The organism is Litchfieldella anticariensis FP35 = DSM 16096 (genome assembly GCF_000409775.1).
In the GTDB taxonomy this organism is placed as follows: domain Bacteria; phylum Pseudomonadota; class Gammaproteobacteria; order Pseudomonadales; family Halomonadaceae; genus Litchfieldella; species Litchfieldella anticariensis.
Genome location: NZ_KE332388.1, coordinates 624,872 through 646,524 on the forward strand (window position 1 = coordinate 624,872; position 21,653 = coordinate 646,524).

The window sequence follows — 21,653 nt, forward strand, 5'->3', positions numbered from 1 at the left end:
CGCCCCACTCCGGTATGGTAAGTAAGCCACTTATCGCATTTAAAAGGAGCAGGAGCAGGAGCAGTGAGCATGTACAAAAAAACCATAGACCCGGAGGCCCCACCAACCCCGAACTCGAGCGATGCTGTTACCTGAAGTCACTCAGACGGAGATTCCACTGTGGCAAATTACTCTTCACAACAATCGGCCAAGGGGCAGAATGAAGGCTCCGAAGGCATACCAGCCCCTGAAGGGCCAGCAAACCTTATCGATACCGATTACGTCATCGGGCAAGACAACATCACCGCCAGCAAGTTCGGCTTGAGCCTGGACCTGCATGGCAAGGTCTTCACGTTCTCGGCCTTGGTGATCCTGTTCTTCGTTATTCTCACCCTGGCTCTGCAGGCCGAAGTCGATCCAATCTTCAACGGCCTGCGCACTTGGTTGACCGGCAACCTGACTTGGTTCTTCCTGCTGGCCGCCAATATTTTCGTCGTTCTTTCCATCGTGTTGATCTTCACCCCCCTGGGCAAGGTACGCATTGGCGGCATGCATGCGAAACCCGACTTCAGCTACGCTGGTTGGTTCGCCATGCTGTTCGCCGCCGGCATGGGCATCGGTTTGATGTTCTATGGGGTTTCCGAACCCTTGACGCATTTCGATACCGCCATGGGCGGTACTACCGTCGAGAATGGCGTGCGTACCGACTGGGCACCATTGGGCGCTGCTGCCGATAACCCGCAGGGTGCGATATCGTTGGGCATGGCCGCCACCATCTACCACTGGGGCCTACACCCTTGGGGTATCTATGCGGTGGTAGCACTGGCACTGGCACTGTTCTCCTATAACAAGGGGCTGCCACTGACCATGCGCTCGATCTTCTATCCGCTGCTGGGAGAACGTATCTGGGGTTGGCCAGGGCATGTCATCGATATTCTGGCAGTGTTCGCTACCCTATTCGGCCTGGCCACCTCGCTGGGGCTGGGTGCCTCCCAAGCTGCTGGTGGACTGAGCTACCTGTTCGGAACCCCCAACACCAACGTCACCATGGTGCTACTGATCATGGGGATCACCGCTGTGGCGTTGCTTTCCGTGGTGGCAGGCGTCGACAAGGGGGTGAAGCGTCTATCGCAGCTCAACATGGTCATGGCCGCCCTACTGTTGCTGTTCGTGATTTTCGTCGGCCCAACCTTGATGATCCTTACCGGCTTCTTCGAGAATCTGGCGTCTTATGTGGTCAACCTGCCAGCTCTATCCAACCCCTTCGGTCGTGAGGACGTCAACTTCACCGAGGGTTGGACTGCCTTCTACTGGGCTTGGTGGATTAGTTGGTCGCCGTTCGTCGGCATGTTCATCGCACGCGTCTCGCGCGGTCGCACGGTACGCGAGTTCCTGATCGCCGTGCTGCTGGTACCGTCAGTGGTTTCAGTGCTGTGGATGACCGCTTTCGGCGGGACCGCCATCGATCAATTGGTGAACCAGAACTTCCAGGGGGTGGCGGATGCGGCCCTGGAGCTCCAATTGTTCGTCATGCTGGGTGAATTGCCGCTGACTGCCATTACCTCCTTCATCGGCATCTTGCTGGTGATGATTTTCTTCATCACCTCTTCCGATTCCGGTTCGCTGGTAATCGACTCCATCACCGCTGGCGGCAAAGTGGATGCGCCCAAGCCTCAACGGGTGTTCTGGGCCGTCATCGAAGGCGCCATCGCCATCGCCCTGCTCTTGGGTGGTGGTCTAACGGCCTTGCAGGCCGCCGTCATTTCCACCGGCTTGCCCTTCACCCTGGTGCTGCTGGCGGCGTGCTACGCGATCGTCAAGGGTTTGATGAGCGAGCCAAAAGCGGCCTGACAGCGGAAACGGCAATAGCGCAAACCAGGCGGCCACAGCTGTGGCCGCCTCAGACTGCTGACGAACCCCGCATTTTTTGCGGGGTTTGTGTTTCTACGCTCGCGTTCTTTGCTCGCGACGGAAGGGAGCGCTACAACACGATTTATCTCTCGAGAGGCAGAAAATGGCGCTCTCAAGCGAGTATGGGGCTTCCTGAAGGTGTCGCTGGAAGGAAAATTCGACGACCGGGCCCCTCTCAGGCCGCCAAGGCCATTTTCTTGAGGTTCTGCGCTGCCGCACAGAGCAAGGCCTGCTCTCGCATTCCAGCGATTCCCCGCATGCGAGCATAGCGGTACCCATGGAGTTGCTTGGCATCTGCGAAGCTGCGCTCCACCGTCTCCTTGCGGCGCTCGTAAATTCGTTTGCCTACCGGCTCCAGCCGGCGGCTCCCCACCCGCTCCTTGGCGTCTTCCCAGACGTGGCGAGTCACCGTCTTGCGGTAGTGTTGATTGCGTGTGCAAGTCGCTAGGCGTGGGCACTCCCGGCACCAGACCGGGTCCGAGTGGTAATGACGATAGCCTTCCCGGTTGGTAGTCGCATAACGCAGCGTCTGGCCTTCTGGACAGCGGTAACCGTCCTGATCGGCGTCATACACGAAGAGGCGTTTCGGCATCATGCCTTTCGGCTTGCTGGGCCGACAATAACCGATCACACCGTAAAGTTGGCGCTTCTCCAACCCTTGGCAAATCGCGGCGGTAAAGTAACCGGCGTCCACCCCAACGGCGGCCAAATCGAATCCAAAGCGTCGGCGTTGGCGATCCAGCCGCTCCAGGTAGGGCACGCTGTCGTGCACGCTCGCGGGCGTGATGTGCACATCGGTGATGATGGCGTGCCTGCCATCCACCGTTCGGTGATCCAGGTAGAAAAACCCCTTGGGCTTGCCCTCCCGCACCATGTAGCCGCTGTCGGGATCGGTATCACTGATCTTCTTGGCGGTGGGCTCGGGTTCCGCCTCTCGACGAGGCGGCAGCGGCTTTTTTCCGTGAGCCTCCCGATCGGCGACCACCGCCTCTTCCAGCTCTGCCAGATAGGCCTGCGGTGTCGTCTCCACCTCCTGCATCGTGAAACGACGGCGATTGGCATTGGCCTTGATGTGGGTGCTGTCGGTGTACAGGACACGACCGCCCACCAGGCCCTGTTGCATCGCCTGCTCCACCACATGATCGAACAGTCGCTGCGCGATATCGCTGTCACGGAACCGCCGGCGCCGGTTCTGGCTGAAGGTCGAGGCGTCCGGCACCTTGTCGGTCAGACGCAAGCCCAGGAACCAGCGATAGGCCACGTTCACCTGAAGCTCGCGGACGAGCTGGCGCTCGCTGCGAATGCCGAACAGGTAGCCGATGAACAGCGCCTTGAACAGGAGAACGGGATCCAGCGCGGGGCGACCGTTGTCCTCGCAGTACAAGTGACGGGTCTCGTCGCGGATAAAGGAGAAGTCGATGATGGCATCGATGCGCCGGAGCAGATGATCGGAAGGCACCAGCTCTTCCAGCGTGACCATCTCCAGCTCGTGTTGGGTAGGACCGGGATCTTTTAGCATTCCCTAATAACAACAAAGTCCTGGCCGAAGGGCCAGGACTTTGTCAGCAATCTGAGGCGGCCACAGCTGTGGCCGCCTTCTTTATTTCCGGTTTCCGTTACACCTTCTAGTACCAGAGATTGCCAATCGGCGTCTGCAAAGAGTAATGATTGGCGACTTGAGCCTGCAATAACTCCGCCGTGGCCAGCGCATCGACCAATGCATGATGGCCTTGATAGGGTGGCAGGCCATAACGTAATCGGCTGTTGTGCAGACGGATGGATACCGGCGGTCGTCCCATCCAGCGGCGAAAGCGTGCCCAAGGTGATTGGCGATGTAGCCGGGCTTCCAATGACATGGTATCGATTAATGGAAAACGCACACCCTCCCTCAGACGGGCCTTGACCGCAGCATTGAAGAACGGCCGTTCGATATGGCGGTAATGCACCACGACCAAACGGCCCGCCAACATGGACAACACCTCATCCAGAATCTCTTCCAAGTCGGGCGCCTTGGCAATCTCCGAATGGGTAATGCGATGCAAGGTCACCGACTTGCGGCTCAAGGGACGAGGTGGCCTTACCACCCAATAGCGACTCTGTGAAAGCGCAATACGCTGCAGGGTAAAAGGCATCAGTCCAATACTGACGATCCCGTGGCGTTGTTCGTCGAGTCCCGTTGTTTCCATATCCATGGCCACCATCGGCACTTCACCGATCGGCATATCCGGCGTCAAGGTGCCGGCGGAAAAGAATCGTTGCAGCCGTGGATCATGAGCTTTGGCGGCACGCTGTGCCATGTATTCCGGCCATCCCGGTTGCGCTTCTTGAGAAAAACGAAAGGACAGCATGGATTAGAGTGCCTGACTTCTTGTGGGGATAGGATAACGGAATTTCAGGAACTTCTGGGCATTGCTCAGTACCTGAAAGGCATCCTTGAGGTTGTGGCGCTCGGTATCCGAGACATTGGCCGGTTCGATATTGTTATCCGGTTCTCGTTCTTCTTCGATATCGATTACCTGATGACGAATACGCACCATGGAAATGAACTCAAGGGCATAGCGTATCTTGTCGCCAGTACCCGCCGGCAGCAGCTGAGTCTTGGCAATCTCGTCGAGACGGGCGAAAGAATTCTGCGCGCGCGAGCCACAGGCCAGGGCATGTACACGGATCAGGTCGGTCATCGGTGCTGTGCCGCGACGCTTGAGGTTGATGATATCGTTCTGCTTGCCATCCTTCTCCATCACGAAGGTGCGGAAGAAGCCCAAGGGTGGAGTACGGTTGAGGGCATTGCGAGCCATGGCCGCCAGGAACAGGGGACTCTGCGATGCCTTTTCGGCCACCAGATCCTGTAATTGCTCGACGAAGGCCTCCTCTCCGTAGACGCTGTCGAGATCGAAAAAGATCGAGCTGTGCAGCAGATGCTCCGGATTCGGGTTGTCAATCCAGTCACTGAAATAATTCTTCCACACCCGCAACGGCTGACGCCAACGCGTGTTGGTGGCCATCACATCGCCCTTGCAGTAGGTATAACCACAAGCATCAAGCCCATCGCTGACTCGCTTGGCCAGCTCGGCGAAGTAATCGTCGTGCTGCTGTGGGTCGAAGCTGTCGTCCAGGATCAGGGCGTTATCCTGATCGGTGACGATGCTCTGTTCATCTCGTGCCATGGAGCCCAAGGCCATGAAGCAATAGGGCACAGGAGGGGGACCTAGTTCTTCCTGGGCCAGTTCGAGCAACCGCCGTGTGAAGCTACGACCGATGGTCGACAGTGCGCTACCGACCATATGTGAGTTAGCCCCGTCGTGAACCATGCGCACGAAGGCAGCCCGCGCTTCCGGCTCAAGGCGAGCCAACCCTTGGGCATTGGTCTGATTGTAGATATTGCTTACCAGATAGAGGCTGCTGTGTGTCTCGTAGCGAACGATATCCGACAAGTGCAGAATGCCGACAGGTCGGCGACGATACAGCACCGGCAAGTGGTGTATGTTACTGCGTAACATGTAAAGCATGGCCTCGTGCACCGACTCGTCCGACTGGATGGTGATAAGGCCTTCGGTAACGACATCCCCCACCCGGGTCATGGGCGATAGTCCTTCGGCGACGATTCGATTGCGCAGATCCTGGTCGGTCAGGATCCCCAGCAACCGCCATTGACGTTCGTTCTTGTCAGTAAAGGTACGGCGAGGGTCATCATCCGGCTCGGCGAGCACCAGTACCGACGACACGCTTTCTTCATTCATACGCCGGGCGGTCTCCTGCACCGAGGTTCCGTGATCGATCATCACAGGACCGCGAGTGACCAGCTTACGCACCCGAGTCAGCATCATCTCATTGCTCTGGCGTTGCTCCTCCACCGTCGCTTTCAAGCGCGGTCTGTCGAGTTCAACGAAATCGGCAAAGTGCTCGTCTGCCTCGCAGAGATGATGAAAGACGCTTTCGGGAATGAAATAGATCAGGGTGTCTTCGATGGCCCTGGCAGGATTGCGTACCCGATGGTTTCGCAGCAGGCTGAAGTGACCAAAGATGTCACCTTCGCCCAGGCGATTGTAGAGATCGCCATTGCGGCGATAGATCTCCACCGCACCGCTACGAATGTACAGCAACTCGGAGATGCTATCCTCGAGTTTCAGGATATCAGTACCCGCCTTGAAGTAGGCCACCTCCACCTGACTGGCGACTTCGTCGAGCAATGCGTCGGGAAGACCATCGAACGGTGGAAAACGCCCCATGTGATCACGAATTTCCAATAACTCGACATCCATTCGACATACCCCCACCCAGCAAGACAATCGTCAGTTTGATGCGCCAATCGAAGGGTGTAAAGCAGTCCCTACGACCTTGGCCAACTCCCGGCTGTCATCTCGATGGCACATACGCTGAAGGCCACCCTTACTGGGTGGCCTTCAGCGTTAGACGTCAGCATGACGCCAATCACGATCAGTTCACGATCGTTTTATTGCGGCTGTTGCTGCCCTGCCATCTTTTGAACGCGTTGCATCAGCTCCGGATCCTGTTGAATGGCATGTCCGATAGAGTTGAAGGTCTCGACTTCCAGACCGCTGTCTTCCACCACCTTGACCATTTTTTCGTTGGCTTCCATGCGAACTTGCTGCTGAGCTTCCTTATCCTCTCCGGCATCTTGCAGGCGCTGGGTGTATTCCTGTGAGATCACCGCGATTTCTTGAGAAGCATCGGCAAACTGCTGGAGCTGTTCATCGCTGAAATTCTGTGCCTGTGCATCCGCTTGCGGCTGCTCCGGGGCCGCAGCAGGGTCCTCTTGCGCAAAAGCCGCCGAAGCGGACATCAGACCAGCCGTCAACAGTGCGGCAGAAAACAGAGCAGTCATCCTTTGCATGCAGTCTCTCCAAAGTATTGCAATGTATGTAATGCCCTGTGACGAACAAGACTAGGGCGAGGTTCAATATTTTGTTGTAACCGATATATACACAAAGTTATTCCAATGACACATATGTCACCATATTGCGACACAAAAGAATACCTGTCCTTTAACGTCTCCATGACAGAAGCTATCTCTATAGCCTTATTGTGGGAATGATCTCATGATTCATGGCTATCGACACGCCTCGCTTCCTCTATTGCTAATCAACGGGTAAGGTGGCTTTTTCATCGCTTTCTCGACTGATTAAGGACGACCTCCCCCATGCCCGCCTCACGAACCTCCACACTCGCTATCGCCGCTATGCCGGCACTGTTCGTGTTGCTGTGGAGCACCGGTTTCATCGGCGCCAAGTTCGGACTTCCCTATGCGGAACCCTTCACCTTTCTGTTCGTGCGCTTCGTATTGACCCTGACATTGCTGATTCCACTGGTATTCTTGCTCCGCGGTGACTGGCCGGAGAGCCCACGGTTATGGGGGCATATCGCCACCTCAGGATTGATGGTGCATGGGGCCTATCTGGGCGGCGTCTTTTATGGCATCTACCTAGGCATGCCGGCTGGGCTGGCCTCGCTGCTGGTCGGCCTACAACCGTTGTTGACCGCCGCCCTGGCGCGGCCATTGCTGAACGAGCGCTTGAATCCATTGCAATGGGTCGGCCTGGCACTTGGGCTGGTGGGCATCACGCTAGTGCTAGGCAGCAAGCTGAACCCGGGAGATGGCGGCCTGTTTCAGGGGTTCGGCTTGGGGGCGTTGGCCTGTGTGATGGTCGCGCTGGCAGGAATCTCGTGCGGCACTCTCTACCAGAAGCGCTTCTGCACCGGCATGCCGTTGCTTTCTGGCACCGCGGTCCAGTATCTGGGGGCGGGGTTGCTGCTGGGACTCGGCGCCCTGCTGTTCGAAGAGCGGCACATCGACTGGACGCCTACCTTCATCCTGACCCTTGGTTGGCTGGCGCTGGTGTTGTCGATCGCCGCCATCCTGTTGCTGATGGCCTTGATCAAGCGTGGCGAAGCCTCACACGTGGCCAGCCTGTTCTATCTGGTACCGCCGGTCACCGCACTGGAGGCCTGGTGGCTGTTCGACGAGGCGCTGCCACCCATCGCCCTGGCAGGTATGGCTATCGCGTTGACAGGCGTGGTGATGGTGGCCAGGGGGAAGCGGTCGACTTCCAAGGGCAACAAGTCTACCGCCACGCAAGCGACGAAATCGGACCGGGTCGGCGCCTGACGCCGCCCCGTCCGTCGTGGTCCAGAGGTCTAGCGGAGCACCCCTTCTTCCTTTAGCAGCTTAAAGATTGCTTCAGCACCTTGCTCTGGTGTCACATCGGTCAGGACCTGACCACCGCCGCCCTCGGCCTTGGCCGCGGCAGCCTTGAAGCGGTCGCGGGCCGACGCTGCCTTGACGATCTTCAACCGCTTGGGGCGCTTGCGTGCCGGCTGCACCGTCCATTCGCTTGATGCCTCATCAGGAACTGCAAGAGCTTCGGTACATCGCAGTTCACCACGCCGCGCCGGCCCATAGGCACTCTGACGTGCGGCTGATGCGGCAGCGTCGACGGTGACGATGGCCGGCAGGCGCACCTGAAGTCGCCGGCGCTGACCGCGTGGCAGAGCCTGAAGCAGCGTCGCCACACCATCCTCGACCTTCTCCACGCTTGCCAGACCGCTGACAACCGGCCAGCCCAGGCGCTCGGCAAGCAGATAGGGAAGCAAGCCGGAGCCTTCCCCCTGTTCGGCACGTTCGCCGCTGATCACTAATTGTGGCTTCGTCTCGCTAAGGGCACTGGCCAAGGCAGGAATCACATCAGCATCGCGAGGTTGTTCGACTAGGGTCAGGGTCTGGAAGCCCATGCCCAGATAGCCGCGCAGTGCGCTTTCGCTATCATCGTCGAGCGCCCCCGCATGCATCAGGGTGATACGTGCCTTGTCGAGGGACATGGCCAGCTCCACGCCCCGAGCATCCTGATCGGCGCGACGGGCACGACCGGTCAGTGGATGCCTGCCAATGGACACCAATACCGCGACTTCGAGTGCCGCTTTCGCATGGGCCTCAGGCTGCATCGCGCTTCTCCTCTCGTTGCTGCTCCACCATGTCGACCAGTGCCGCGAGGATGCTCGCCGAGTCACCGATCACCGCCAGGTCCGCACGCTTGATCATGTCGCAGCCGGGGTCAAGGTTAATGGCCACCACCTTCTCGCAGCTCTGGATACCCTGCAGGTGCTGAATGGCACCACTGATACCCACGGCCACATAGACGCGCGCGGTAACCCAAGTCCCGGTCGCGCCCACCTGCCGATGTCGCGGCATGAAACCGTCGTCCACCGCCACGCGCGAGGCGCCTTCGGTCGCCCCCAGCACCTTGGCGGCGTGATGGAATCCATCCCAGTCCTTGATGCCATTACCGGCGGAAAGGATGAACTCCGCTTCCGCCAGCGCCACACCGGCCGGGTCGACAGCAACCTGGCCCAAATCCTCGATACGTCCCAGCAGTGGAGGCAAGACCTGCGACAAGGCTAGCGGCTGCACCGCATGACGAGTCTCGGAGACGGGTTCGGCACACTCGGCCAGAGCCAGGACCACACGCGGCAAAGCGCGCTGAATGTCAGTGGTACCTGCGGCACCCCGGGCGGTACAACGCCAGCCCAGCTCGCAAGCGTCGTCCTTCTCGATTTGCCAGACGCCAGTGGCAGGCCGCTCCTGGATACGAGCTGCCAACCGCCGCCCCAGATCGGCACCACCCAGCTTGGAGTCGGGCAGCAACCAGTGATACGGGGCAAGCTCACGCTCGACGGTACTCAGAGCCGCCAGGCGCGCCTCCGGCATGTAGCCATCGAACACCTCTTCATCGAGATGCAGCAGACGATCGACACCCGCCTCGCCGAAACCATCTTCCTTGTGATTGCCGAAAACCACTGCCAGCACGGCACCCGGCTGCTCGCTATCGGCATCGGCCAGTTGCCGGGCCAGGCCCAGCAGGTCGCGATCATGAGACGAGAGCCTGCCTCCCGCCATATCCGGTACCACTGCGACCAGGAAGGCGGGAGCATCGATCTCGACACGCCGACGACTATCAGCCGCTGCCGACTCATGCCCTACTCCTCGTCCCGCCGAGGCAGCCTGCTGAACGCCACTACGGTCGATGCGCTTGATGCCATTGGGGCCAATAAACCCCACGGCATGGGGATTCTTGCGTATCACCCCATTGGGCCCCACCCACTCCGTCGCCACGGCAGTCCCCTGCCCCAATTCGGCCAGCACCCGTTCATGTTCGGGATGCAGACGGTTTCGGGCGATCCACTCCTGGCGCGGATCGCGGCGCAAGATCCCGGTCATGATGCTACCTCCTTGATCGCGATGCGTGCCTCGGCGGTGGGTTGGGTGTGCGGATCACTCTCCGTCACCAAGGCGTCGGCCACTAGTTCGGCGATATCGCGGATCTCGGCGGTGGCATCCACCACCCCCTCGAGCATGGCGGTACATTGCGGGCAGCCGACCGCCACCAGATCCGCACCGGTCTCCTTGACGTCGTTCATGCGCATGTCGGGAATCCGCTGCTTGCCGGGAATATCGGTGATCGGAGCGCCACCGCCGCCGCCACAGCAGCGTGAGCGATAGCCAGAGCGCGCCATTTCCGCCACCTCGATGCCCAGCGCCCTGAGCACGTTGCGCGGAGCCTCGTATTCGCCGTTGTAGCGTCCCAGGTAGCAAGGATCATGATAGGTGACCGTACCCCCTTTCCAAGGCTTGAAGTGCAGACGTCCAGCCTCATAGAGTTCGGCGATATAAGTGCTGTGGTGGAATACCTCGTAGTGGCCATCCAGTTCGCCGTACTCGTTCTTGAGCACATGGAAGCTGTGCGGGTCACAGGTGACGATGCGCTGGAAGCGATACTGCGACAGGGTCGCGATGTTGCGCTTGGCGAGCGACTGGAACGTCGCTTCGTCGCCCAGGCGCCGTGCCACGTCGCCGCTGTCGCGCTCCTCGTTGCCGAGCACAGCGAAATCGATGCCTGCACCACGCAGCACCTTGACCAGTGCGCGCAGCGTGCGCTGGTTGCGCATGTCGAAGACGCCGTCACCGAGCCACAGCAACACGTCTGCTTGCTTGACGTCCCGCATCAGCGGCAGATTCAGGTCCGCCGCCCAGTGCATGCGCGAGCCCGGATCGAAACCGCCGGGGTTGTCGGTGGCAATGAGATTGTCGAGCACCTCGGCACCCTTGTTGGGGGTGTTCCCGTGCTCCAGGGTCAGGAAGCGACGCATGTCGACGATGGCATCGACGTGCTCGATCATCATCGGGCACTCTTCGACGCAGGCCCGGCAGGTGGTGCACGACCACAGTGTCTCGGCATCGACCAGAGCCTTGCCCTCGCGGGCCACGATAGGCCCATGCGGGTTGCCGTGATGCTCGCCAACCGGCCTATCCGGATAGGGGCTACCGGCATAGTTGGCATCGCTGCCACCGGCCATGCCTACCACCATGTCCTGGATCAGCTTCTTTGGATTGAGCGGCTGACCGGCGGCAAAAGCTGGGCACATCGCTTCACAGCGACCGCACTGCACACAGGCATCGAAGCCGAGCAATTGGTTCCAGGTGAAGTCACTGGGCGTCTCCACGCCCAGAGATGACTTGGGATCGTCCAGATTCAAGGCCTTGAGGCCCGTCGAACGTCCACCACCAAAGCGCTCGGCCCGGCGGTGAAAGGCCAGATGCAGGGCGCCGGCGAAGGCATGCTTCATGGGTCCGCCCCAGGTCATGCCAAAGAACATTTCGCCCAGGCCCCAGACCAACACCGCAGCCAGCGCCACGGCCAGAATCCAACTGCCAAAGTCTTCAGGCAATATACCGACCGTCGGCAGGGTGATCAGGAACACGCTCAGTGAGAAAGCCATCAGGCTCTTCGGCAGGCGCATCCAAGGGCCCTTGGACAAGCGCGCCGGTGGGTTGCGACGTCGCCTGGCCACGAACAGGCTGCCCACGAACATGCAGGCACTGGCCGCCAACAGCACCCAGCCGAGCACACCCTGCGCCAGTCCCAAACCATGCACCAGGATCATCAGTACCGCGGCCAGCACAAAACCACCGGCGGTGGCCACGTGAGTGTTGGACATCACCTTGTCGCGTCCCACCACGTGGTGCAGGTCCACCAGATAGCGTCGTGGCATGGCCGCCAAACCTTTGAGAATCGGAACGGGCGATGACCGCCCCTGGCGCCACAGACGGACACGCCGCCAAGCGCCGATCACCGCCAACGCCAGGGCGGAGAAGATCAATACCGGTAGAATCGAGTCGAGCATGGCGCCCACCTCTTGGAATAGTTTTACGGCCACAGCTCACCGCCGGGGAGGCGGCTCATCAGCGACTTCGCATCCGCGCCAGGGGTCAGGTGCTGCGGTGCGGCCCTGCCGAAGGGATTCGGCAGAGACGCGGGGGCCATGGATGGCCCTTCCGCGTCGTGGCTGCAGGCCGCAAGCCTGGCCTTTGGGGTTTCGTGGATGCGCGGCGCGCATGAGTCCGCCACCCGTCGGCTCCAGTCTTTGCTTAGAAGTCCTTGCAAAGGCGCAGGGCATCATATATCGCCGCATGCGTATTGCGCGGCGCCGTGCAATCGCCCAACCGGAACAGCAGGAAGCCTTCACCCTCTTCCGCCAGGCACGGTTGCGGCTGGATGGCGTACAGCGCGTCGACATCGATCTGCCCGCGGTTACGCGACTGCTCCTTGAGTGCGTAATAAAGCGCCTCATCGGGACGCACACCATTCTCGACCACGACCTGGTCGACCACCCGCTCTTCCAGGGCGCCGGTGTACTCGTTTTCGAGCACCGCCACCAACGAGTCACCCTCGCGATAGACCTTATGCAGTGCCAGATCGGAGGTCATGATCACCTCCTTCTCGTAGAGGCTGCGGTAATAGGTCGGGAAGGTGGTGCCACCCACCGCCGCACCCGGCTTGATGTCGTCGGTGACGATCTCCACCTTGGCGCCCTTGTCGGCCAGGTAGTCCGCAGCCGAGACACCGGAGAATTCACAGATGGTGTCGTAGATCAGCACATTCTTGCCCGGCTCAATGGCGCCGCTAAGGATGTCCCAGGTACTCACCACCAGGCTTTCTTCGGGATTCTCGGAATAGCCCCACTCGGGGAATTGCGAGAGGAACGGCTGGCCACCGGTGGCCAATACCACGATATCCGGACGCAGGTCGGCGATCGTCGCCTCGTCAGCCCGAGTGCCCAGGCGCAGGTCGACGTTCAGGCGCGCCAGCTCGAGCTGGTACCAGCGGGTGATACCGGCGATCTGGTCGCGTTGCGGCGCCTTCGAAGCGAGGGTGATTTGTCCACCCAGGCTGCCCTCGGCCTCGAACAGAGTCACCTCATGACCGCGCTCGGCTGCCACTCGTGCTGCTTCCATACCACCGGGACCACCGCCGACCACCACTACCTTGCGCTTGGGGCCTTCGCTCTTCTCGATGATATGCGGTAGCCCCATGTACTCGCGGGAGGTCGCGGCGTTCTGGATGCACAGCACGTCCAGCCCCTGGTACTGACGGTCGATGCAGTAGTTGGCCCCTACGCACTGCTTGATCTGGTCCACCTGGTCCATCTTGATCTTGGCAATGAAGTGCGGGTCGGCAATATGCGCACGCGTCATGCCGACCAGGTCGACATAGCCACCTTCCAGGATGCGCTGGGCCTGATTGGGATCCTTGATGTTCTGAGCATGGATCACCGGCACGCTGACCACTTCCTTGATGCCCGCCGCCAGGTGCAGGAACGGCTCCGGCGGATAGGACATGTTAGGAATCACGTTGGCCAGGGTGTTGTGGGTATCGCAGCCCGAACCGATCACACCGAAGAAGTCGACCATGCCAGTGGCATCGTAGTAGGCCGCGATCTGCTTCATGTCCTCATGCGTCAAACCATCCGGGTGGAACTCGTCGCCACAGATACGCATGCCGACCACGAAGTCATCGCCGACCTCGGCGCGCACCGCCTTGAGCACTTCCATGCCAAAACGCATGCGATTCTCGAAGCTGCCGCCCCACTCGTCGGTACGCTTGTTGACGCGCGGGCTCCAGAACTGGTCAATCAGGTGCTGGTGCACGGCCGAGAGTTCGACCCCATCCAGGCCACCCTCTTTCGCTCGCCGCGCCGCCTGGGCAAAGTCACCGATGATGCGCCAGATCTCTTCTTCTTCGATGGTCTTGCAGGTCGAACGGTGCACCGGCTCGCGTATCCCCGAAGGCGACAGCAAGGTAGACCAGTTATAGCCATCCCAGCGAGAACGGCGTCCCATGTGGGTGATCTGGATCATGATCTTGCCACCGTGCTTGTGCACGGCATCCGCCAGGTTCTGGAAGTGCGGAATAATGCGGTCGGTGGCCAGGTTGACCGAACTCCACCAGGCCTGGGGGCTGTCGATGGAGACGACCGACGAGCCACCACAGATGCAGAGTCCACAGCCGCCCTTGGCCTTTTCTTCGTAATACTTGACGTAGCGCTCGGTGGTCATGCCGCCATCAGTGGCATAGACCTCGGCGTGGGCGGTGCTCACCACGCGGTTGCGGATGGTCAGCTTGCCGATCTCGATCGGCTGGAATAGTGCTTCGAATGCCATGATGAACGGTCCTCAGCCCTGCGAGTGGGATGAAATCGGCTTGGTGATGAAATAGCCCACGTCGTAGCCTTCCTCGGCAGCGCTTTGGGTCTGCTCGGCCACGGTACGTAATGAGCTGCCCCGGGCACTCAGGATCTGATCCATGGCCCCAGCGAACCAGCCGGTGAACATGTACTCGACCTTGCGTCCCACCTTGCCCAGTTGGTACACGAAGGCACTGTGTTCGAGGCGCACGCGGACGGTACCCGCGTCGAGATCGATCTCCTCGGTAATGAACTTGCCCCAGCCACGCTGGGACAGACGCTTCATGTAGTGCTCGAATACCGCTTCACCTTCCAACCCATGCAGCTCGGCTTCCTTTTCGCACCAATGCCAGGCGCTCTTGTAACCGGCGTGATAGAGAATCTCGGCATACTTTTCGGCACCCAATGCTTCTTCTACCGCGACATGATTATTGATGAAGAAGTGCCGCGGCACGTAAAGCATGGGCAAAGCGTCAGTGGTCCAGACGCCGGTTTCGCTGTCCACTTCGATGGGCAGTTCGGGAGCCATTTTGGTCACAGTCGTTTTCCTCGGATAATAGTTGTTTGATTCGAGCTTCGAGCTTCGAGCTTCGAGCTTCGAGCTTCGAGCTTCGAGCTTCGAGCTTCGCCAGTAGTGTTGCTTACTGCTCGTAGCCCGTGACTCGTAGCTGGCCGTCATTCGCCCCAGACGTCTTTCAAAACCCGCACCCAGTTCTCGCCCATGATCTTGCGCACCACGGACTCGCTAAAGCCGCGACGCAGAAGCGCCTCGGTGAGATTGGGGAACTCGCCGACAGTGCGGATGCCTTCGGGATTGATGATCTTGCCGAAACTGGTCAGGCGACGGGCATAGCCCTTGTCGTGGGTCAGCCACTCGAAGAAATCCTTGCCATGACCCTGGGTGAAGTCGGTGCCGATGCCGATGGCATCCTCACCGACGATGTTCATCACGTATTCGATGGCCTCGACGTAGTCGTCGACAGTGGCGTCGATGCCGGCACGCAGGAAGGGAGTGAACATGGTCACGCCAACGAAGCCACCGTGATCGGCGATGAACTTGAGTTCTTCGTCGGACTTGTTACGCGGATGCTCCTTGAGACCGGATGGCAGACAATGGGAGTAGCAAACCGGCTTCTTCGATTCGAGAATCACTTCCTCGGAAGTCTTGGCGCCGACATGCGACAGGTCGCACATGATGCCAACCCGATTCATTTCAGCGACGATCTCGCGACCGAAACCGGACAGACCGCCATCGCGCTCGTAGCAACCGGTGCCTACCAGATTCTGGGTGTTGTAGCACATCTGCACGATGCCTACGCCGAGTTGCTTGAATATCTCGACATAGCCGATCTGGTCTTCGAAGGCATGGGCATTCTGGAAACCGTAGAGGATGCCGGTCTTGCCTTCCTCCTTGGCACGAGTGATATCCGCTGTGGTCCGCACCGGGAGCACCAGGTCGCTGCACTCGGCCATCAAGGCATTGGACTTGACGATATTGTCGACGGTCGCCTGGAAGCCTTCCCACACGGAGACGGTGCAGTTGGCAGCGGTCAAGCCTCCGAGGCGCATGTCCTCGAACAGCTCGCGGCTCCACTTGGCGATGATCAGGCCATCGATGACGATGGCGTCGTTATGCAGCTCTAGAGGGGTCATGGTCAGCTCCGGGCAAGTGACAATGCTCAATGACATCTTGCCGGCAGCATATCCCTCGCCCCCCTTGTCACGACGCTTGGAAACGACCGGGAAAATTCCAAAAACGTCACGCGTGTCGCAATCGCGACGACAGAGACCACTTAGAGTCGTTCGAGATAGGAATGGCCACCCAGATTCTGCATCTGCCGGCGAATCCAGGCGCTGCGTTGCACCACATGAGAGTTGGGACGTGAAGCGCTCCAGCCACGGGGGTTGGGCAGGATGGCGGCCAAGCGGCTGGCTTGGGCCTGGGTGAGTTGGCTGGCCGACACGCCGAAATAGTGCTGAGCCGCCGCTTCCAGGCCGAACACGCCGTTATCCCATTCGACGATATTGAGATAGACCTCGAGGATACGCTCCTTGGGCCATAGCAACTCGATTAGCACCGTGAACCAGGCTTCCAGCCCCTTGCGCACCCAATTCCGCCCAGTCCATAGGAACAGGTTCTTGGCAGTTTGCTGGCTGATGGTGCTGGCGCCACGCAACTTGCCACCATTACGACTGGCCTCCCAAGCACGCTGTATCTCATCGACATCAAACCCTCGATGGTGAGGGAAGCGCTGATCCTCGGCAGCAATGACCGCCAGCTTGGCATTGTCGGATAGCTCCGACCACGGGCGCCAGCGGTGCTCGATAGTGATCGGCTCACGTGCCACCCAGGACTGTATCTTGCGCTCGACCATCACCATGGAACCGAATACGGGGACAATCCGGAATAGCAATACCAGCAATATCGACAATGCGACGAAACCGGCCAGGCCGAGTAGCAGTACGCGCAACGTTCTGCGCCACCAATCCTGCATCATGAAGTAGCCTTCAGTGATAACCGAGCGATTTTTGGAAATTGGCCCAGTATAACAGTACCGCGCCCCGAAAATCGGGGCGCGGCATCGACACAGGATGGTTCATGGAGCCTATAGAGGAACACTGGCGTAGGTCGGCTCTCCCTGGGCCTGGGCCAATGCCAGCACGGCACTGGATACTAGATCCTGTGACGGCGCCTCGACCTGCGTATGCTTAAGCAGGGCGCCCTGCTCGGCACCCAAGGGCACGCTGCGCGTGGTTTTGCCACCAATGCCCAGCCGTTCGTCACGCGGCGGAATGCCAAAGTACTCGCGATAGCACTTGGAGAAGTGCGGGGTAGAGACGAAGCCGCAAGCCGACGCCACCTCGATGATCGACATCGGGGTCTGCTTGAGCAACTGGCGCGCGCGAGTGAGGCGCAACTTGAGGTAATAGCGTGACGGCGAGCAATGCAGGTATTTCTGAAATAGCCGCTCGAGTTGGCGCCGCGATACATCGACGTAATGTGCCAGTTCGTCGAGGCCAATGGGTTCTTCCAGGTTGGCTTCCATCAGCGCGACGATCTCCAACAGTTTGGGTTGAGTGGTGCCCAGAACATGCTTGAGCGGTACCCGTTGCTGGTCCTGTTCGCCGCGCACGCGGTCGTAGATGAACATTTCCGAGATGCCCGCCGACAGCTCACGACCGTGGTCACGGCTGATCAGGTTGAGCATCATGTCGAGCGGCGCCGTACCGCCGGACGATGTAGCCCGATCACGATCGATGGAGAACAGCCGGGTGGTCAATGCGACGCGAGGGAATGCCTCCTGCATGGCAGCCAGGCATTCCCAGTGAATGCTGGTTTCGTAGCCGTCCAGCAACCCGGCCTTGGCCAGTGCCCAGCTACCGGTACACACCGACCCCAAGCGACGTGACAAGCGTGCTTGGGACTGCAACCAGATGACATGTTCGCGTTGCACGCTGCGGTTCGGACCCACTCCGCCACAGACGATCACCATGTCCAGCGCCAGGGGGACGGCGGTGGAAGCATCCGGCGTGACCTGAAGGCCATCGCTGGCACGTACTGGTGCACCATCCAAACTCAACGTATACCAGCGATATAGCTCACGGCCGGCCAGTTGATTGGCCATGCGTAGCGGCTCAATGGCCGACGCCAAGGAAATCAGGGTGAAATTGTCCAGCAACAGGAAGCCCAATGTTTGGGGAGCTGGGGACGAACGGGATGCATCGGGAGTGATTGCCATTGGGGATACTCCTGCACGGTTGGTCTGTTACGACCGTCGAGTGCAACTCGACGACCTCTGTTGTCGTTGTTAGATGCGCTATACGACCTGAGACCGCCGATTACGAGCCATCCATCGTTCTCGTGTGTCGCAGTCAGGCAAGTTCTGCTGGCAATGTAATCCTTGTGTCGCATTTTGACATGACAAATTTATCTATCGACTAGCAACCGAACATTGCACATAGACAATGACGTCGTATATGAATATGCCGGAGTCGTCTGAAAGCATAAAAACGGCAATAAAAAAGCGCCGACGAGGCGGCGCTTGATTCGAACCGGATCATCCAGAGCCTGTCACCCGCTGTCGCGCAGCCGTTCGGCGTGATAGCGCAAGTGGTCTTCAATGAAGGTGGCAATGAAAAAATAGCTATGATCGTAGCCAGGCTGGCGGCGCAGGGTCAGTGGGTGATCGTGATCGGCACACACCGCCTCAAGCCGCTCGGGACGCAATTGTTCCTCGAGGAAATCGTCGGCTTCACCTTGATCGATGAACAGCGGCTGGCGCGAAGCTCCCTTGACCACTAATTCGCAGGCATCGTACTGAGTCCAAGCACCGGGATCATCGCCCAGATAGTTGGAGAAAGCTTTCTGCCCCCAAGGGCAAGTACTGGGATTGACGATTGGCGAGAAGGCAGACACCGCACTGTAGCGCCCTGGATGGCGCAGCGCCATGATCAGCGCCCCATGACCTCCCATGGAGTGGCCACTGATCGACTCTCGACCATTGACCGGGAAGTGCTGGCGCACGACCGAAGGCAATTCATCGGCAACATAGTCATACATGCGATAGTGCTTCGCCCATGGCTCCTGAGTGGCATTGACATAGAAGCCTGCGCCGGAGCCGAAGTCGTAACTGTCATGCTCACCGGGTAGATCCAAACCGCGTGGGCTGGTATCGGGGCACACGATAGCGATGCCGAGCTCGGCGGCCACGCGCTGCGCCCCTGCCTTCTGCATGAAATTCTCGTCAGTACAGGTCAATCCTGACAGCCACCACATCAGCGGTACCCGCTCATTCTCGGCCTGAGGCGGCAAGTAGATGGCAAAGATCATCTCGCAGTCCAACGCCCGAGAGTGATGCTTGTATCGTTTCAGCCACCCACCGAAGCTCTTGTTGGCAGAAACTAATGAAAGCGATTCGGACATGGTCATGGCGACTCCTATTCCAACCCACCGTCCCTGCGGTCACAGGGACGGCCGGCCAACGGTGTTCATGCTTCGATTACCGTGGCTCAGTAATGCAGCACGCTGCGAATGCTCTTGCCAGCGTGCAGCAGCTCGAATGCCTCGTTGATCTGCTCGAACGGCATGTCGTGGGTGATGAACTCATCGATCTTCAACTCGCCGTTCATGTAGCGCTCCACATAACCGGGCAACTCGCTGCGCCCCTTCACGCCACCGAACGCCGAGCCCTTCCACACCCGACCGGTGACCAACTGGAACGGCCGCGTGGAGATCTCCTCGCCGGCCCCGGCCACACCGATGATCACCGACTCACCCCAGCCCTTGTGGCAGCATTCCAGCGCCGAGCGCATCACGTTGACGTTGCCGATACACTCGAACGAGTAGTCGACCCCACCATCGGTCATGTCGACGATCACCTGCTGGATCGGCTCGCCGTACTCCTTGGGATTGACGAAATCGGTGGCACCGAACTGGCGCGCCAAGTCGAACTTGTCAGGGTTGACGTCAATGGCGATGATGCGGGCGGCCTTGGCCATCACCGCGCCCTGGATCACCGCCAGGCCGATGGCGCCCAGACCGAATACTGCCACCGTCGAGCCCGGCTCGACCTTGGCGGTGTTGAGCACCGCGCCGATGCCGGTGGTCACCCCGCAGCCCAGCAGGCAGATCTTGTCCAGTGGTGCCTGCGGCGATACCTTGGCCAGCGACACCTCGGGCAACACGGTGTATTCGCTGAAAGTCGAGCAGCCCATGTAGTGGTGCAATTGCTGGCCATTGAGCGAGAAACGTGAGGTACCGTCGGGCATCACCCCTTTGCCTTGGGTGGCGCGTACAGACTGGCACAGATTGGTCTTGCCCGATCGGCAGAACTTGCACTGGCCGCATTCGGCAGTGTAGAGCGGGATCACATGGTCGCCGGGCTTGAGGCTGGATACGCCTTCGCCGACTTCCTGGACGATGCCGGCCCCTTCATGGCCCAGCACCGAGGGGAACAGGCCTTCCGGGTCGGCTCCGGACAGGGTAAAGGCGTCGGTATGGCAGACACTGGTGGCCTTGATCTGCACCAGCACCTCGCCGGCCTTCGGACCCTCGACATCGATTTCGGTGAGTTCCAGCGGCTTGCCAGCTTCCAGGGCAATCGCAGCGCGTGACTTCATCGGGGCACTCCTGGTCCGTATACGGCGATAATGGTAAAAACCGATGCCGGCAAGCCGCGAATCACGCGCTTGCCGGCATATGACATCCTTTTCAGTCTAGGCGAGCCCACGTTCCAGAATAAACCGAGTTAGACTCATAAGATTATTGCCTGTCAGCAATAATTAAGAAGGAGAACGATAAGCATGCATCGCTGGGATCGTATTGAGGCTTTTACTGAAGTGGTCCGCTTGGGCACCTTTTCCGCAGCGGCACGCCATCTCAAGGTCTCCAACTCGCATGTCAGCCGCCTGGTCGGCCAACTCGAAAACCAGTTGGATACACAGTTGCTGTACCGCACTACGCGCCAGATACGTCTGACCGACGCCGGTGCACTCTACTACGAGCACTGTCGTCACTTGCTCGACGGCTTCCGCGAGGCTGAAGCCGCCATCAACGACCTGCAAACCAAACCCAAGGGGGTGCTCAAGCTAACCTCGGCAACGACCTTCGGCGAACGCTATATCGCCCCACTGGTCAACGACTTCCAGTGCTTACACCCACAGCTCGAAGTGTTGATGCATTTCACCAACCGCCAAGTGGAATTGATCGATGAAGGCTATGACATCGCGATTCGCATGGGTGTGCTCAGAGACTCGACCCTGATCGCCCGACGCTTGTGTGGACGCCGTGAATACGTGGTTGGTTCCAGAGCCTATTTCGAACAGGTTCCGCGCCCACACTCGGTAGCGGAATTAGCCAACCACCGCTGTCTAATTGGCTCTCGCGACAATTGGCTATTCGAAATCAATGGCCAACGCCGCGAGGTCCGTATCCATGGACACTGGCAAGCCAACTCCGGGCCGGCCATCCTGGATGCCGCGTTGAAGGGTCTGGGGGTGGCTCAATTGCCGGACTACTATGTCGAACCCTATTTGCAAACAGGGGAATTGATCTCGGTACTGGATGCCTTTCAACACCCTGACACCGCTGTATGGGCCGTCTATCCCCGTCATCGGCATCTATCGCCCAAGGTACGCCAGTTCGTCGACTTCCTGGTCGCACATATCGGCGAGACGCTGCCAAGCAAGCGGTGAAGATCAACTAAAAAAAGGGCGCCGTTAGGCGC

17 protein-coding genes are annotated in these 21,653 nt (G+C 59.5%); 3 read left to right on the plus strand and 14 right to left on the minus strand.

Annotated elements, in window-relative coordinates:
- Window positions 1-159 precede the first annotated feature (159 nt).
- On the plus strand, window positions 160-1,830 hold the full coding sequence (locus L861_RS09775; RefSeq protein WP_016416913.1) for a BCCT family transporter: 1,671 nt from the start codon (window positions 160-162) through the stop codon (window positions 1,828-1,830).
- Between the two features lie 235 nt (window positions 1,831-2,065).
- On the opposite strand, the gene L861_RS09780 is transcribed toward L861_RS09775, so the two are convergent.
- The 4 genes from L861_RS09780 to L861_RS09795 form a co-directional block, all read right to left on the minus strand.
- The gene (locus L861_RS09780) at window positions 2,066-3,409 is read right to left on the minus strand and encodes an IS1182 family transposase (RefSeq protein ID WP_035568093.1); all 1,344 of its coding nucleotides are present in this window, start codon (window positions 3,407-3,409) and stop codon (window positions 2,066-2,068) included.
- Window positions 3,410-3,515: 106 nt separating this feature from the next.
- Window positions 3,516-4,238, minus strand: a complete 723-nt coding sequence (locus L861_RS09785; protein WP_027947674.1) for a 3'-5' exonuclease — start codon at window positions 4,236-4,238, stop codon at window positions 3,516-3,518.
- Window positions 4,239-4,241: 3 nt separating this feature from the next.
- Window positions 4,242-6,152 carry a DUF294 nucleotidyltransferase-like domain-containing protein gene (locus L861_RS09790; RefSeq protein WP_016416915.1) on the minus strand — a complete coding sequence of 637 codons (1,911 nt, stop codon included), beginning with the start codon at window positions 6,150-6,152 and terminating at the stop codon, window positions 4,242-4,244.
- 191 nt (window positions 6,153-6,343) lie between these two features.
- A complete protein-coding gene (locus L861_RS09795) occupies window positions 6,344-6,745 on the minus strand; it encodes a DUF4168 domain-containing protein (RefSeq protein WP_016416916.1) in 402 nt (133 codons plus the stop codon).
- Between the two features lie 306 nt (window positions 6,746-7,051).
- Here L861_RS09795 and L861_RS09800 point away from each other — a divergent pair, with 306 nt between their 5' ends.
- The gene (locus L861_RS09800; RefSeq protein ID WP_016416917.1) at window positions 7,052-8,017 is read left to right on the plus strand and encodes a DMT family transporter; all 966 of its coding nucleotides are present in this window, start codon (window positions 7,052-7,054) and stop codon (window positions 8,015-8,017) included.
- 29 nt (window positions 8,018-8,046) lie between these two features.
- On the opposite strand, the gene etfB is transcribed toward L861_RS09800, so the two are convergent.
- From etfB to L861_RS09855, 10 genes are all read right to left on the minus strand, one after another.
- Entirely contained in the window at window positions 8,047-8,850 is an 804-nt protein-coding gene (gene etfB, locus L861_RS09805; protein ID WP_016416918.1) for an electron transfer flavoprotein subunit beta, read from the minus strand.
- A complete protein-coding gene (gene etfA, locus L861_RS09810) occupies window positions 8,840-10,123 on the minus strand; it encodes an electron transfer flavoprotein subunit alpha (protein WP_016416919.1) in 1,284 nt (427 codons plus the stop codon). Before etfA ends, etfB begins: the two co-directional genes overlap by 11 nt.
- On the minus strand, window positions 10,120-12,087 hold the full coding sequence (locus tag L861_RS09815) for a (Fe-S)-binding protein (protein WP_016416920.1): 1,968 nt from the start codon (window positions 12,085-12,087) through the stop codon (window positions 10,120-10,122). Before L861_RS09815 ends, etfA begins: the two co-directional genes overlap by 4 nt.
- A 244-nt stretch (window positions 12,088-12,331) precedes the next feature.
- Window positions 12,332-14,404 carry a dimethylglycine demethylation protein DgcA gene (dgcA, locus tag L861_RS09825; protein WP_016416921.1) on the minus strand — a complete coding sequence of 691 codons (2,073 nt, stop codon included), beginning with the start codon at window positions 14,402-14,404 and terminating at the stop codon, window positions 12,332-12,334.
- Between the two features lie 12 nt (window positions 14,405-14,416).
- Window positions 14,417-14,965 (minus strand): 4-vinyl reductase, encoded by a 549-nt coding sequence (locus tag L861_RS09830; protein ID WP_016416922.1) that lies wholly within the window; start codon window positions 14,963-14,965, stop codon window positions 14,417-14,419.
- 137 nt (window positions 14,966-15,102) lie between these two features.
- Complete coding sequence (locus L861_RS09835; RefSeq protein WP_016416923.1) at window positions 15,103-16,080, minus strand: dipeptidase; 978 nt, start codon at window positions 16,078-16,080, stop codon at window positions 15,103-15,105.
- Window positions 16,081-16,220: 140 nt separating this feature from the next.
- The gene (gene mtgA, locus L861_RS09840; RefSeq protein ID WP_016416924.1) at window positions 16,221-16,925 is read right to left on the minus strand and encodes a monofunctional biosynthetic peptidoglycan transglycosylase; all 705 of its coding nucleotides are present in this window, start codon (window positions 16,923-16,925) and stop codon (window positions 16,221-16,223) included.
- A gap of 108 nt (window positions 16,926-17,033) precedes the next feature.
- Window positions 17,034-18,167, minus strand: a complete 1,134-nt coding sequence (gene gbdR / locus L861_RS09845) for a choline metabolism transcriptional regulator GbdR (RefSeq protein WP_016416925.1) — start codon at window positions 18,165-18,167, stop codon at window positions 17,034-17,036.
- A gap of 332 nt (window positions 18,168-18,499) precedes the next feature.
- On the minus strand, window positions 18,500-19,357 hold the full coding sequence (gene fghA, locus L861_RS09850; protein WP_016416926.1) for an S-formylglutathione hydrolase: 858 nt from the start codon (window positions 19,355-19,357) through the stop codon (window positions 18,500-18,502).
- A gap of 80 nt (window positions 19,358-19,437) precedes the next feature.
- On the minus strand, window positions 19,438-20,547 hold the full coding sequence (locus L861_RS09855; RefSeq protein ID WP_016416927.1) for an S-(hydroxymethyl)glutathione dehydrogenase/class III alcohol dehydrogenase: 1,110 nt from the start codon (window positions 20,545-20,547) through the stop codon (window positions 19,438-19,440).
- Between the two features lie 183 nt (window positions 20,548-20,730).
- Here L861_RS09855 and L861_RS09860 point away from each other — a divergent pair, with 183 nt between their 5' ends.
- Window positions 20,731-21,621, plus strand: a complete 891-nt coding sequence (locus L861_RS09860; protein ID WP_016416928.1) for a LysR substrate-binding domain-containing protein — start codon at window positions 20,731-20,733, stop codon at window positions 21,619-21,621.
- Window positions 21,622-21,653: the final 32 nt, after the last annotated feature.

What these genes read in the sequence shown, in the direction of transcription:
- L861_RS09780 (WP_035568093.1), bottom strand. Translation starts at nt 3,409, where the DNA reads ATGCTAAAAGATCCCGGTCCTACCCAACACGAGCTGGAGATGGTCACG.
- L861_RS09785 (WP_027947674.1), bottom strand. Translation starts at nt 4,238, where the DNA reads ATGCTGTCCTTTCGTTTTTCTCAAGAAGCGCAACCGGGATGGCCGGAA.
- L861_RS09790 (WP_016416915.1), bottom strand. Translation starts at nt 6,152, where the DNA reads ATGGATGTCGAGTTATTGGAAATTCGTGATCACATGGGGCGTTTTCCA.
- L861_RS09795 (WP_016416916.1), bottom strand. Translation starts at nt 6,745, where the DNA reads ATGCAAAGGATGACTGCTCTGTTTTCTGCCGCACTGTTGACGGCTGGT.
- L861_RS09800 (WP_016416917.1), top strand. Translation starts at nt 7,052, where the DNA reads ATGCCCGCCTCACGAACCTCCACACTCGCTATCGCCGCTATGCCGGCA.
- etfB (WP_016416918.1), bottom strand. Translation starts at nt 8,850, where the DNA reads ATGCAGCCTGAGGCCCATGCGAAAGCGGCACTCGAAGTCGCGGTATTG.
- etfA (WP_016416919.1), bottom strand. Translation starts at nt 10,123, where the DNA reads ATGACCGGGATCTTGCGCCGCGATCCGCGCCAGGAGTGGATCGCCCGA.
- L861_RS09815 (WP_016416920.1), bottom strand. Translation starts at nt 12,087, where the DNA reads ATGCTCGACTCGATTCTACCGGTATTGATCTTCTCCGCCCTGGCGTTG.
- dgcA (WP_016416921.1), bottom strand. Translation starts at nt 14,404, where the DNA reads ATGGCATTCGAAGCACTATTCCAGCCGATCGAGATCGGCAAGCTGACC.
- L861_RS09835 (WP_016416923.1), bottom strand. Translation starts at nt 16,080, where the DNA reads ATGACCCCTCTAGAGCTGCATAACGACGCCATCGTCATCGATGGCCTG.
- mtgA (WP_016416924.1), bottom strand. Translation starts at nt 16,925, where the DNA reads ATGATGCAGGATTGGTGGCGCAGAACGTTGCGCGTACTGCTACTCGGC.
- gbdR (WP_016416925.1), bottom strand. Translation starts at nt 18,167, where the DNA reads ATGGCAATCACTCCCGATGCATCCCGTTCGTCCCCAGCTCCCCAAACA.
- fghA (WP_016416926.1), bottom strand. Translation starts at nt 19,357, where the DNA reads ATGACCATGTCCGAATCGCTTTCATTAGTTTCTGCCAACAAGAGCTTC.
- L861_RS09855 (WP_016416927.1), bottom strand. Translation starts at nt 20,547, where the DNA reads ATGAAGTCACGCGCTGCGATTGCCCTGGAAGCTGGCAAGCCGCTGGAA.
- L861_RS09860 (WP_016416928.1), top strand. Translation starts at nt 20,731, where the DNA reads ATGCATCGCTGGGATCGTATTGAGGCTTTTACTGAAGTGGTCCGCTTG.